The 12,832-nt window shown below is 69.7% G+C and carries 8 protein-coding genes and 2 pseudogenes; 6 read left to right on the forward strand and 4 right to left on the reverse strand.

Features of this window, described 5'->3' with window-relative positions; all coding sequences use genetic code 11:
* Window positions 1-138: pseudogene (locus IG99_RS47440) on the forward strand (tRNA lysidine(34) synthetase TilS); the annotation flags it as partial.
* A gap of 91 nt (window positions 139-229) precedes the next feature.
* On the opposite strand, the gene IG99_RS07260 reads toward IG99_RS47440, so the two are convergent.
* On the reverse strand, window positions 230-1,252 hold the full coding sequence (locus tag IG99_RS07260) for a LacI family DNA-binding transcriptional regulator (protein WP_051864985.1): 1,023 nt from the start codon (window positions 1,250-1,252) through the stop codon (window positions 230-232).
* A 310-nt stretch (window positions 1,253-1,562) separates the two neighbouring features.
* On the opposite strand from IG99_RS07260, the gene IG99_RS07265 reads away from it, so the two are divergent.
* Window positions 1,563-3,638: a glycoside hydrolase gene (locus IG99_RS07265; RefSeq protein ID WP_037671048.1), complete on the forward strand. Its 2,076-nt coding sequence runs from the start codon at window positions 1,563-1,565 to the stop codon at window positions 3,636-3,638.
* Window positions 3,639-3,762: 124 nt separating this feature from the next.
* On the opposite strand, the gene IG99_RS07270 is transcribed toward IG99_RS07265, so the two are convergent.
* Together IG99_RS07270 and IG99_RS51375 are read right to left on the reverse strand one after the other, a co-directional pair.
* Complete coding sequence (locus tag IG99_RS07270) at window positions 3,763-5,565, reverse strand: serine/threonine-protein kinase (RefSeq protein ID WP_234311764.1); 1,803 nt, start codon at window positions 5,563-5,565, stop codon at window positions 3,763-3,765.
* Window positions 5,566-5,722: 157 nt separating this feature from the next.
* Window positions 5,723-6,058, reverse strand: a pseudogene (locus IG99_RS51375) (SMP-30/gluconolactonase/LRE family protein); the annotation flags it as partial.
* 87 nt (window positions 6,059-6,145) lie between these two features.
* On the opposite strand from IG99_RS51375, the gene IG99_RS07275 reads away from it, so the two are divergent.
* The gene (locus IG99_RS07275) at window positions 6,146-7,315 is read left to right on the forward strand and encodes an FUSC family protein (RefSeq protein WP_037671051.1); all 1,170 of its coding nucleotides are present in this window, start codon (window positions 6,146-6,148) and stop codon (window positions 7,313-7,315) included.
* Between the two features lie 26 nt (window positions 7,316-7,341).
* Here the strand turns inward: IG99_RS07275 and IG99_RS07280 are convergent, their stop codons facing one another.
* Entirely contained in the window at window positions 7,342-8,748 is a 1,407-nt protein-coding gene (locus tag IG99_RS07280; protein ID WP_051864988.1) for a glucose-6-phosphate dehydrogenase, read from the reverse strand.
* A gap of 86 nt (window positions 8,749-8,834) precedes the next feature.
* Between IG99_RS07280 and IG99_RS07285 the strand changes: the two genes are divergently transcribed.
* From IG99_RS07285 to IG99_RS07295, 3 genes are read left to right on the forward strand one after another with little or no spacing between them, the layout of a single operon-like run.
* Window positions 8,835-9,503 (forward strand): cytidylate kinase-like family protein, encoded by a 669-nt coding sequence (locus IG99_RS07285; RefSeq protein ID WP_063768293.1) that lies wholly within the window; start codon window positions 8,835-8,837, stop codon window positions 9,501-9,503.
* A 22-nt stretch (window positions 9,504-9,525) separates the two neighbouring features.
* Complete coding sequence (uidA, locus tag IG99_RS07290) at window positions 9,526-11,307, forward strand: beta-glucuronidase (RefSeq protein WP_037671058.1); 1,782 nt, start codon at window positions 9,526-9,528, stop codon at window positions 11,305-11,307.
* Window positions 11,304-12,677, forward strand: a complete 1,374-nt coding sequence (locus IG99_RS07295; protein ID WP_051864989.1) for a glycoside-pentoside-hexuronide (GPH):cation symporter — start codon at window positions 11,304-11,306, stop codon at window positions 12,675-12,677. Before uidA ends, IG99_RS07295 begins: the two co-directional genes overlap by 4 nt.
* Window positions 12,678-12,832: the final 155 nt, after the last annotated feature.

Below are 12,832 nucleotides of genomic sequence, written 5' to 3' on the forward strand. Positions count from 1 at the left end.
GCCTGCCTGGTCCAGTCCCTGCCCGTCTGGGACGACCCCCACAACGCCGACCCGGCCTACACCCGGTCCCGGCTGCGCCACGAGGGCCTGCCCGCCCTGCAGAAGGCGCTCGGCGCCGCCCTCCTCCGCCTTGCAGCTGGGGGCGCCGGGCCCCGCTCACCTGCGCCGATGAGGCGCCGCGGCTTTCCTCCGACCTGATCCGCCGGACAGGCCCTGCTCAGCCGGGCCTTCAGGGGCCTTGCACCTGGCCGGCCCGGGCGTCCTCGCGAGGAGGCGGCGGTGCCGTGCTGTGGCGCACCACGAGCCGGGGCGGGACGAGCGTGGTGCCGTGTTCCGTTCCGGCGTTCCGCATCTTGCTGAGGACGCCCGCGACGCAGAGCCGGCCCACTTCGGCGAAGTCCTGGTGGACGGTGGTGAGGGGAGGCAGGAAGGACGCGGCCTCGGGGATGTCGTCGAAGCCGACGACGCTGACGTCGTCAGGGATCCTCCGGCCCCGTTCGTGCAGGGCGCGCAGCAGGCCCAGGGCCATCTGGTCGTTGGCGGCGAACACCGCCGTGCAGTGCTGTTCCCCGGCGAGTCGGAGACCGGCCCGGTAACCGGACTCGGCCGACCAGTCGCCGCGCACCAGGGGCGGCGGGACACGACCCGCCTCGGTGAGGGTGTCGCGCCACGCGTTGGCGCGGCGCTGGGCGGCGAAGGAGCCCTCCGGGCCGGCCAGGTGCCACACCGTGTCGTGGCCGAGGTCCAGCAGATGCCGTACGGCGTCCCGGGCTCCGCCCACCTGGTCGGTGTCGACCACGGTGTAACGGTCGCCGGCGTCCGAGTCGGCCACCACGACCTGGACGCCGGGCGGCAGCGAGACGGTCACCGCGTCCAGCAGGTGGATCTCCATGATGACGATGACGGCGTCCACGGCCAGTTCGCCCAGACGGGAGAAGGCACCGTGCACCTCGTCCTGGGTGGGGACGGCGACCGGCAGGAGCGTGACGGCGTAGCCCTCTCGGGCGGCGGAGGTGGCGATCGCCTCCAGGGTGCGGATGTTGCCCATGCTGGAGAGGGAGAAGGTGATCACGCCGAGGGTGCGGAACTCGCCGCGCTTGAGGGCCCGTGCGGCGCTGTTGGGCCGGTAGCCCAGCTCCCGCATCGCGGCCAGGACCTGCCGGCGGGTCTCCTCGGTCACGCCCGGGAAGCCGTTGGAGACCCGGGAGACCGTCTGGGAGGAGACACCGGCGACGCGGGCGACGTCGGCCATGGAGGCGCCCTGCCGGGGCCGGGCGGCACGTTTTCTCGTACGGCTCGTGCCCACGGGTTCCCGCTCCCCGTCCACTGCGCCCACCTGCCCCTCGCCCCCTGGCCGCGCGGCCCGCGCGATTTCGGTCCCGATCGACTCCTTGACCCCTGCGATTCGCACAGTGTAGACATCCCGCCAGTGGATGTTTACGTAAACATTGCCCAGTCCAAACCGTACGAAAAGGCTCTAGACCCGCACTAGTCGCACCACGTAGGCCCCGATCTCCGCGGCGCCGGGACACACGGCACGCAGAAGAGGTGGAGTACTCGAGATGGCACAACGCACCCGCAAGAGAAGGCTCCTCGGGGCCATCGGCGTCACCCTGGCGACCGGAACCGTCCTGGCCACGACCACCCTGCCCGCCGCGCACGCCGAGCCCACCCAGGCCGCCGCCGCAGCCGGGGTCACCGTCCGCCCCGACCCCTCCTACCAGCAGGAGAAGTTCGAGGGCTGGGGCACCAGCCTGGTCTGGTTCGCCAACGCCACCGGCGACTACCCGCCCGAGATACGGGAGAAGCTGGCCAAGCTCCTCTTCGGCGACGACGGCCTCAACCTGAACATCGCCCGCTACAACATCGGCGGCGGCAACGCCCCGGACGTCAAGGACTACCTCCGCGCCGGAGGAGCGGTCGAGGGCTGGTGGAAGGCCCCGGCGGGCACCACCCGCGAGGACGTCGACTGGTGGGACGCGGACGACCCGGCCGACTGGAACAAGAACGCCGACAAAACGCAGCGCTGGTGGGTCGACCGCATCAAGAAGGACATCACCCACTGGGAGACCTTCAGCAACTCCCCGCCCTGGTTCATGACCGAGAGCGGTTACGTCTCCGGCAACTTCGACGCCGGCAAGGACCAGCTGAAGCCCGACTCCGTCGACGACTTCGCCAAGTACCTGGTGGGTGCCACCGAACGCCTCGAGAAGGCGCACCACATCAAGGTCGACACGCTGGACCCGTTCAACGAGCCGAACACCAACTACTGGGGTACCAAGCTCGGCGCGGACGGCCAGCCCGTGGGCGGTCGGCAGGAGGGGGCCCACATCGGCCCCGAACTCCAGCAGAAGGTGATCCGCGCGCTGGGCCCGACCCTGGAGAAGTCAAAGTCGAACGCGGAGATCTCCGCGATGGACGAGACCAACCCGGGCACCTTCGCCACCAACTGGAACTCCTACCCCCAGGACGTGCGCGACCTCGTCGGCCAGATGAACGTCCACACCTACGGCACCAGCCAGCGCACCAGTGTGCGCGACCTGGCCAAGGCCGCGGACAAGCCGCTGTGGATGAGCGAGGTCGAGGGCGACTGGGGCGACGGCCAGAGCTTCACGGACATGCGGCCCGGCCTCGGGCTGGCCCAGCAGATGGTCAACGACCTGCGCGAACTGGAGCCCCGTGCCTGGGTCTTCTGGCAGCCCGTCGAGGACTACGACAACATGAAGCCGGGCGGCGAGTCCGCGAAGGGCGGCAACTGGGGCGAGATCCAGCTCCCGTTCAGCTGCACCTCCAAGGACACGCTCAAGACCTGCCCGATCTACACCAACACCAAGTTCGACACCGCCCGCAACTTCACTCACTACATCAAGCCCGGCGACCGGCTGATCAAGACGAACGACACCTCCAGCACCGCCGCGCTCTCCCGCAAGGGCGACCAGGCGACCGTCGTCCACGTCAACAGCACCACCGAGGCCCGCGACGTCACGCTCGACCTGTCGAAGTTCGGCCACGTCTCCTCCCGTGCCACCGTCACCCCGGTGGTGACCAGCGCCGACGGCAAGCTCGCCCGTCAGAAGGCCGTCCGGGTCACCGGCGAGCAGGCCACTGTCACCGTGCCCGCCCAGTCCGTGACCTCCTTCGTCATCAAGGGCGTCTCCGGCGTCGCCAAGGACGCGGCCGAGCTGCGCAAGGGCCACACCTACCGGCTGACCGGCGTCCAGAGCGGCAAGGACCTCACCATCGCCGACAACGGCACCGGCCTCGTCATCAAGAGCGCCGACGCGGCCGACCCCAGTGGTCAGCAGTGGCGGGTGGAGCAGACCACCCGGGGCAACGACAACCGGAAGCGGTACGTCTTCACCGAGGCCACCGAAGGAAAGCGCCTGGCCGTCCGTGACGGGTCCCTCGTGGCCGAGCCCGACGAGGGCGACCGTGACAGCGCCACGCAGTGGATCCTGTCGACGACCGGCGACGGCTCCTGGACCCTCGTCAACGCCGCCACCGGCCGCCTCCCGGACGTCTCCGGCCAGTCCACCGCCGACGGAGCCCCCGTCGGCGTGTGGACGCCGAACTCCGGCTCCAACCAGCGGTGGAAGGTGTCCGAGGTGACGGGTGACAACGGTGCGCAGACCGAATAGCCCATCAGCCAGGTAGCGCCTCACCACGCGCATCCGTCCGCGACGCCCCCACCTGGGTCCCCCGACCCGGGTGGGGGCGTCGCGTCGTCGGCTCCGAACGTGGGGCGGGATCACCGGCTTCCCATCAGGTACGGCTACCGGCTCCGCTGTCGCCGCTCCGGCCCCTCGGGTGTACGAGCACGCCCACCTCGCCGAAGACTCCGCGCAGCAGGCGAATCACAGCCGCCACCGCCATGAACGGCGCCGCCAGCAGGTTGACCAACAGAGCCAGCGAGGTGCCCAGCACGGTGTTACGGAACCAGTCACTCACCAGGTCCCCGTCCGTATTCTCGGCCACCCCCACGACCCACAACAGGGTGAGCGTCACCATGGCCGACCACAAGAGCCAGAAGCCCCCGACGGCCGCGGTCCAGGTCCGGGTGCCTGCCACGGGATAGCGCTCGAGCCGGGCGCGGAAGTACTGCAGTCCCACCAGGACGACGATGAGGAGGACCGTCAACGGCAGCCGCCACCCGTCCCCGCCCATCGCCCAGTCGGTCAGCCTCTGCCAACTGTCCTCCACTCCGTCCGGGTGCTGCCGGGCATAGGCCTTGAGGTCGGGTCCCATGACCAACAGCACGAACATCGGCAGCAAACCGAGCAGGCTCAGCAGTGGGTGGCCCAGCACCGACCTCCGCACCCAGGGCGCCACCTGGACCTGATCAGGGGGAGGCATGGGGGGAGGCGGAGGCATGGAGGACGGCGGTCGCGAGGGCGGCTGCGGGCTCGGGCGCAGCGGTGGGCTCGGGCGCGGCGGCGGGATCGGGCGCGGCGGCGGGATCGGGCGCGCCGGGGCGGCGAAGCCTGGCCGACCGCCGAAGCCGACTGGTGGGGCGAGGGCGGTCGGTGGGGCGACCGTGGCCGGTCGGGCGAGGGGTGACGGCGGGACCGCCGTGGCCGTTGGCAGGTCGGCGACCGGGGAGACGACGGTGACCGGAGGGACTACCTCCGCAGGGAGAGCAGCGGCGGCACGCGGCGGTACCCGGCCTCGGCTGTGCCCCGGCCAGATGTCCCGATCGGTGGCCCCCAGAGCGCGGAGCCGCTCCTTCCTCCAGGCTATGTCCGACATGATGGAGGCGGGCAGCCAGTCTGCGGCGTCGGTGCCGTGCTCCTCCGCCCAGGCACACAGTTCCTCGGGGGAGGGGCGGTGCCCGGGCTCTTTGGCCAGGCACCGGCGCACCACCGTCATCAGGTCGTCCGGCACACCGCTCAGATCCGGATCCTCTTCCTGGATCCGGTGCATCACTGCCAATCCCGACCCGAACGGATTGCGCCCGGTGGCTGCGAATGCCAGGACCACGCCGAGCGAGAAGACGTCGCTGGCACCGCGTACCTCCGATCCCCGCAACTGCTCCGGTGACATGTAACTGAACGTACCGGGGGGAGGACCCGTTCTTGTGAGGGCGGTGTCGTCGTCGGCACGGGCGATCCCGAAGTCGATCAGCAGTGGTCCCTCGGGGGACAGCAGCACGTTCAACGGCTTGACATCGCGGTGGACCAGCCCGCACGCGTGCACCGTGTCCAGTGCCTCGGCAAGCCCCGACAGCAGCCGCCGCAACGCGGGTACGGGCAGCGGACCGTGCCCGTGCACAGCCTCGTGGAGGGAGGGGCCCGGGACGTAGGCGGAGGCTAGCCAGGGCACGGGCGCGCCCGGGTCACTGTCCACCACAGGCACCGTGCCCGGACCGGAGACCGCCCGCGACGCACGGACCTCGCGCGCGAACCGTTCTCGGAAGCCCGGCGCGTTGACTCTCTCCGCCTGCACCAGCTTGACCGCGATCATGCGACCGGTCGGTGACCTCCCGAGATACACGCGGCCCATGCCGCCCTCGCCCAGGCGGAGCAACAGCCGGTACTCGCCCACCTGCCGCGGATCGTCGTCGGTCAACGCCTGCACTCTCAACACCCCCGACACAAAGCGCACTTGGACGATCCACGAATCGTGACACCACCCCACCACTTGCGCCACCACTCAGGCCCACGCCTCCATCGCACCGGTGCCGACCGGCCGCTTGGCCGACAGCCATCCCGACGCGGGCCGCTGGATCGACGCGACCCGTTCCGGCTCGCGGGATCGGGGACCTGTGGGTCCCCAACAGGTCGTCGTCCCACAGCTCGGCCAGGTGCGTCAGTGTGCCGTCGGCGTCTTCCAGGGCGAAGCCCCGCTCGACTCCGATGACCGCGCCTCCCAGGCGACGGGGCCGTACTGCTGAGGCGACGTCGCCCACGTGGTGGCGGATGACCGTGCCGTCGTCCGCCAGGGACAGCACGTCCCCGGCCAGCATGTCGACCCAGCGCAGGCCGCCCCGGCGTGGCGACCATACGGGCCCCTCGGCGTGGTAGGCGACCGGGCCGGTCACCTGTTCCGGACGCACCGGCACCTCCCGGCGAAGCGGATAGTTTGGGCGGATAATGCCCTCTTCCTCCCTTACGTGTCATGGTGCCTCACCGAACCAGGAGATCGCGGTATGGCCCGTTCGCGCACAGCCGCAGCGTTGCGGTCGTGGTTCACCGAGATCTGGCCGCTGGTGCAGGTGACGGCGGCGGCCACGGTGGCCTGGGTCATCTCCCGCCGGATCGCCGCTCACGATGCCCCGTTCTTCGCCCCGATCGCGGCCGTGGTCGCTCTCAACTTCGGGCGCGGCGAGCGGGGCCGGAACGCCCTGCGGCTGGTTTTCGGGGTGTGCATCGGCATCGTGGTCGGTGAATTGACGGTCGCGGTCCTCGGAGGTGGCTGGGACAGGCTGGCGGTGGCCACGCTCGTCGCGCTGGTCATCGCGCAGGCGCTGGGGGCCGATCGGCTGGTGCGCGTCCAGGCCGCCTCCGGGGCGGTCCTGACGATCGCCGCGGCCGACGGAGGGGCCGGCTGGAACCGGCTGATCGATGCGCTGATCGGTGCGGGGGTGGCGCTGGTGTTCACGCAGGTGCTGTTTCCCCCCGAGCCGCTGGCCTTGGTGCGCCGGGCGGAGAAGGCGGCGCTGACGACCATGGCCGAGGGCCTTCGACTGGCGGCTGAGGCGATGGAACGGGACGCGCGCGACGAGAACCTGCATACGGAGCTGATCAGGTGCATGTCGAACGTACGGGAGCACCTCGCGGAGGTGGGGAAGGCCGGACCGGCAGGCGTCCGGGTCGCCGGTCACTCGCTGATCTGGCGTTACGAGCGCCCCGCCGCCAAGCGGACGAACGAGGAGACGGAGCAGGTGCAGTTGCTCGGAGCCAGCTGCCTGATGCTCATGCGCACTGCTATGAGCGAGGACAAGCAGGGGTGGCTCGCCCAGGCCGTACGGGAGCTGGCCACAGCGATCAGCGACCTCGCGACCGACCTGCGCAGTCGCCCGATCCGCCGGCGCGCGGTGGATCGGGCCCGGGCCGTCGCCCGCCGGGCGGGCGAGGCCCCAGCGGCGCATGTGGCTCGAGAAGCAACGGCAGCCGGCGTGCGGTATCTCTGCCTCGACATCATGGCCCTCGCCGGCGCCGCACCCGGGGAAGCCTCCGCCGTGCCGCAGCACGGCGAAGGCGGGCTGCGGGCGGACACGCCGCCAAAGGACTCCCGCGTCCCCGGCCCGCCTCGCTCCACGGTGTTCCGTCGTCTCGGACGCAGGCTGTCGGGCCGGCGACGACGACGGCGACGTTGACCACGACGGGTGGCGCCGGCCGTGCGTCAGGGCGGGCCTGCGCTTCCTGCCGCGTATTCCTCGAGTGGGACCAGCCCTGCCTTCCAAGCCGCCAAGACGGGCGTCATCACGCGCCAGGCCGCTTCGGCCTCGTCACCGCGGACGGACAACGTGCTGCCGCCCAACAGCAGCTCCAGCAAGACGCCACCATAGGCCGGCAGGTCGGCGGCGGGAGGCGGCGCGGCCATCGTCACCGGCACCGGGCTCGGCGGATTCAGCGAAACGCCGCCGGTCAGGTGCAAGGCGATGTCCTCAGGGCCGTCGAGGCCGATCCGCAGCTCGTTGGCCGGCACGTCATGGGGCACCGGGTGCTCGGCCGGCCGAAAGCGGACCGTGACCTGCTTGCGCCGGCGATGCAGCGCCTTGCCGGCCCGGAGCAGGAAACGGGTGCCTCCCCACCGCTCGCTGTCGAGTTCAAGCACGACCTCGGCGAAGGTCTCGGTGCCATGGGCCGCATCGACGCCGTCCTCCTCCCGGTATGCCGGAACGGCGCGCCCGGCCCCGCCCGCCGGATCGGGGAGCCAGCCAGAGGCGTAACGGGCGCGACGGGTCCGGGCCGCCACCTCCTCGCGGCTCAGGGGGCGGACCGAGTGCAGGACATCGACCTTGCGATCCCGCACAGCGTGCTCATCGAGGGAAGCAGGCAGGTCCATCGCGACCAGGGACAGGATCTGGAGCATGTGATTCTGCATCACGTCCCGCAGTGTCCCGGAGCGGTCGAAATACCCCGCCCGCCCCTCCAGGCCCAGGTCTTCCTCCCACAGGATGTCGATCTGCTCGATGTGCCGACTGTTCCATACGGCTTCCAGGACGCGGTTGGCCAGGCGCAGCGCGAACAGGTTCTGCACCGTCGGTAGCCCGAGGGCGTGGTCGACCCGGAACACCGCCTGCTCCCCGGCGGTGTCGGCCACCTGGGCGAGGAGCCGGTTGAGCGCCACGGCGCTGTCCAGATCCTCGCCGAAGGGCTTCTCCAGCGCGATCCGGCTCCCCGCAGGCAGCCCCGCGGTCCCGAGCGTGGACACCACCGCTGGGTACAGACCGGGGGGCAGGGCGAGGTAGACCGCTACCGGCTGCCGGATACCGGACAGCAGGCCACTGAGGCTCGCTGGGTCGGTCATCTCGGTTCGGCGGTAGCGCACCGAGCGGATGAGGTCCTCGCGCGTCCCTGCCGGTACGAGCGGGGCGTGACGCTCGAGGCTCTCGGCGGCCGTGCGCCGGAAGGCGGCCTCGTCCAAGTCCTGCCGCGCGGCCGCGATGACCTGGAAGTCGTCCGGCAGCCGGTCCGCGGCGCGGAGCGCGGCAAGGGCCGGCAGCAGGTACCGGCCGGACAGGTCGCCTGTGGCACCGAGCAGCACCAGCGTGTTGATCAACTGCTGACCCCCGTACGACGACATCGGCAACACCGCACATCCCACCGACGCGGGTGACCCAGACGTCGGGCTGAGTAGCGGGTTGGTGTGGTTTGTGAAGAATTCCAAGTATGCCCGATCTTGACACCGCAGGTCCGGAACCGAAGCGGCCTCCTCCAGTGGTGACGGTTGCCGCGCTGTACGGCACGGGAGGCGTCGTCATCGGGCCCGAGGTGGCGCAGCGGCTCGGCGTGACCTTCCTCGACCGCGCCATTCCGGCGTCGGTCGCCGCGCAGGCCGGCGTTCCCGAGGAGGTGGTCGCCGCCGCCGAGGAACGCCCGGTCGGGCGCGGGCAGCGGCTGCTGGCACGGCTGGCCAGAGCGCCCAGCCTGACAGCCGGCCCCACCCAGGACCGCTGGCCTCTGGAAGAGAGCGAGATGCGGGCGCAGATCCGCCGCTTCATGGCCGAGGCCGCCTCCTCCGGAGGCGTGGTGCTGGGGCGTGGCGGCGCGATCGTGCTGCGCGCGTTGCCGCAAGCACTGCACGTGTACCTGGGCGGACCCCTGCAGACCCGTATCGCACAGACGATGGAAGCCGAAGGCGTCGATCGCGCCACTGCTGAGCGGCGGGTAAAGGCCAACGACTGGGCGCGAAGGGAGTACGTCCACAGGGCGTACGGCGCTGATGGTGACGACCCGGCCCTGTATCACCTCATGATCGACGCCACCGCCTTCAGCGTGGACGCGTGCGTGGAGCTGATCGTCGCTGCCGCCGACTTGCGCATGTCGCGCAGCAACTGACTCAACGACACGAGGAGTGCCTATGCTCAGGCCCCGCGATACGCCCACCCGCGAGCGCACCTTGCTCAACGGCCTGTGGCGGTTCGCCGTCGACACCGATGGTGACGGCCGGACTGGTGGGTGGTGGAACGGCACTTTGCCTGGCAGACGGGAGGTGCCCGTACCGGCCAGCTACAACGACCTGTTTCCGGACCCTGCCATCCACGACCATGTGGGCGACGTCTGGTACCAGAGGATGATACGAGTGCCAAGGCGATGGGAGGGGCAGCGGATCGTCCTGCGTTTCGACTCCGCGACCCACCGGGCCGTGGTCTGGGTCGACGACACCGAGGTCACAGCACACGAGGGTGGGTACACGCCGTTCGAGGCCGACCTCACCGACCTGGTGACGCCGGGCGGCGAACACCGGATCACGGTCGTGGTGGACAACACCCTGTCGTGGCAGTCGATCCCGCCGGGATACGTCGAACAGACTCCCGACGGCCCACGGCAACGCTACTTCCATGACTTCTTCAACTACGCCGGCCTGCACCGCAGCGTCTGGCTCTACACCACGCCCCGCACGTATATCGACGACATCACTGTCTTCACACGGCTCGACGGGGCGACCGGGATCATCGACTACCAGGTCCAAGCGGTCGCCGATGAGAAGCATGACGTCCGCGTCGTCCTGCGGGACGCAGACGGCGCCGAGGTCGCGTCAGCCGCCGGCAGCACCGGGGAGCTCACCGTCGAGGACGTGCACCCGTGGCGGCCGGGCGAGGGTTACCTCTACCACCTGCACGCCGAGCTTCGTGGAGCCGGCGAGGAACCCGTCGATGCTTACGCACTGCCGGTGGGGGTACGGACCGTGGCCGTCGAAGGGAGCCGGTTCCTCATCAACGGAGAGCCGTTCTACTTCACCGGATTCGGCAAGCACGAGGACAGCCCCGTACACGGCAAGGGGCATGACGACGCGTTCATGGTCCATGACTTCGCGCTGATGGAGTGGCTCGGCGCGAATTCGTTCCGCACCTCGCACTACCCCTATGCGGAGGAGGTGCTCGAGTACGCGGACCGGCACGGCATCGTGGTCATCGGCGAAACTCCCGCCGTGGGACTCAACGCCGAACTCGGCGCCACCCTCGCCGAGGCGGTGTTCACCACGTTCTCCGAGTTCACCATCAACACGGCCACGCAGGAGGTCCACCGCCAGGCGCTCGCCGAGATGATCGCCCGGGACAAGAACCACCCCAGCGTGGTGATCTGGAGCATCGCCAACGAGCCGGAGTCCACCACCACCGCCTCCCGCTCCTACTTCGAGCCCCTGGTCGACGAGGCCCGGCGACTGGACCCGTCCCGCCCGGTGGCCTTCGTCAACTTCATGAGCGCGACCCCGGACAACGACGTCATCTCCGGTCTGTTCGACGTCCTCATGCTCAACCGCTACTACGGCTGGTACAAGGACCTCGGGAACCTCGCGGCGGCCGAGCGGAACCTGGAGGACGAGCTCCGGGCCTGGACCCGCAAGCACGACAAGCCGATCATCATGACCGAATACGGCGCCGACGCGCTCATGGGCCTGCGCACCCTCATGGCCACCCCGTGGACCGAGGACTACCAGGCCGACGTGCTCGCGATGTATCACCGAGTCTTCGACCGCGTCGAGGCCGTCGTCGGCGAGCAAATCTGGAACTTTGCCGACTTCGCCACCGCCCCGGGTCTGCTGCGTGTCGACGGCAACAAGAAGGGTGTGTTCACCCGCGACCGCACACCCAAGACCAGCGCCTGGCAGCTACGTGAACGCTGGCGAGCACGCCGATGACTACCCGGCTGGGCGAGCAGGCCCCCAAGCTGCGCACCCTTCAGTACATCGGCTACGGCGCCGGAGACTTCGCCAACAACCTGGCCTTCTCCATGGCGTCGATGTTCCTGCTCCTGTATTACACCGACGTCGTCGGGATCGCCGCCACCACGGCGGGAACACTCTTTCTGATCGTGCGGGCCTGGGACGGGATCGGCGACGTGATCGCCGGCCGCATCGTCGACCGCACCTCCACCCGATGGGGCAAATACCGCCCCTACCTGCTGTTCGCCTCACTGCCGCTGCTGCTACTGCTCGTCGCTCTCTTCTCCGTGCCCGGCGGACTGAGCGAAGGCGGCGCACTCGTGTACGCCTACATCTCCTACGCGCTGTTCTCCTTCGCCTACGGCCTGGTCAACATCCCCTATGGCTCCCTGTCCACCGCCATGACGCAAGATCCCGACGAACGCTCCAGACTCTCCAGCGCCCGAGTGCTCGCCACGAACCTGGTCATCCTGCTGCTGGCAGTGGTCGTCTCACAACAGATCGCGAGCTCCGACGACCTCCAGCGATCCCTGACGATCATCACCGTCGGCCTCGTGGTGATCGGGATGGCGCTGTACGTGTTCACCTTTGCCACCGCCAAGGAGCGGGTGCAGCGCGATGTCGAGAAGGTCAGCCTGCGCCAGGCTTGGGACACCGTGAAGCAGAACAAGCCGCTGCTCCGGCTCGGCCTGTCCAGCGTGCTGTTCCTGTGCGGCATGTTCGCCCTGGAGACCACCGCCATCTACTACGCCCGGTACGTTCTCGACGACGCCGACCTCTACGTCGTCCTCGTCGCCGTACAGGTCGGCGGCATGCTCCTGGCCACCCTGACCATCCCCGCCACCGTGAGCAAGGTCGGCAAGCGGACCTCCTACGTCGCGGGCGGAATCATCGCCGTCCTGGGCGGCATCGTCACCGCCGTCGCGCCTGGATCCATTCCCGCGATCGCCTTCGTCGGTTTCGGCGTCCTCGGCATCGGGATCGGTGCCATCAACACCCTGATGTGGGCGCTCGTGGCCGACACCGTCGAGTACGGGGAATGGAAGACCGGCGTGCGCGCCGAAGGCGCGACCTATTCGGTGCTTTCCCTCAGCCGCAAATTCGGCCAGGCCATCGGGGCTGCCGCCGCGGCCTACATCATTGGTATCGGAGGCTACGAATCCGGCGCCGCCACCCAGAGCGACAGCGCTGTCACCGCGATCAGAATCGCGGCCGGGGCTGTCCCAGCCCTGGTCATCATTCTCGCGATCGCCATCATGGTGACCTACCCCCTGACCGAGAAGAAGTTCCGCGAAATCGTCGCTGACATCGCCCAGCGCCACGCGGAACCAACCAGGCCCGGATAAACCGCGAGCTCCCCAAGCAAGAGCCACTGATCGGACGGCGTCGGCCGGACCAGCCACGACCAGCCGAAAGCCGGCTGCCGTGCCGCCCTGACATCCGAGGGCAGAACCGACCGCGGCATGCGCATAGCGAAGGGTAGCTGTGGAACCCGTAAGCA

This window comes from Streptomyces griseus subsp. griseus (genome assembly GCF_000720255.1).
GTDB classification, from domain to species: domain Bacteria; phylum Actinomycetota; class Actinomycetes; order Streptomycetales; family Streptomycetaceae; genus Streptomyces; species Streptomyces griseus_I.

Excerpts from the sequence above, each read along its gene's own strand:
- uidA (WP_037671058.1), top strand. The coding sequence starts at position 9,526 with ATGCTCAGGCCCCGCGATACGCCCACCCGCGAGCGCACCTTGCTCAAC.
- IG99_RS07275 (WP_037671051.1), top strand. The coding sequence starts at position 6,146 with ATGGCCCGTTCGCGCACAGCCGCAGCGTTGCGGTCGTGGTTCACCGAG.
- IG99_RS07260 (WP_051864985.1), bottom strand. The coding sequence starts at position 1,252 with ATGGCCGACGTCGCCCGCGTCGCCGGTGTCTCCTCCCAGACGGTCTCC.
- IG99_RS07285 (WP_063768293.1), top strand. The coding sequence starts at position 8,835 with ATGCCCGATCTTGACACCGCAGGTCCGGAACCGAAGCGGCCTCCTCCA.
- IG99_RS07295 (WP_051864989.1), top strand. The coding sequence starts at position 11,304 with ATGACTACCCGGCTGGGCGAGCAGGCCCCCAAGCTGCGCACCCTTCAG.
- IG99_RS07265 (WP_037671048.1), top strand. The coding sequence starts at position 1,563 with ATGGCACAACGCACCCGCAAGAGAAGGCTCCTCGGGGCCATCGGCGTC.
- IG99_RS07280 (WP_051864988.1), bottom strand. The coding sequence starts at position 8,748 with ATGTCGTCGTACGGGGGTCAGCAGTTGATCAACACGCTGGTGCTGCTC.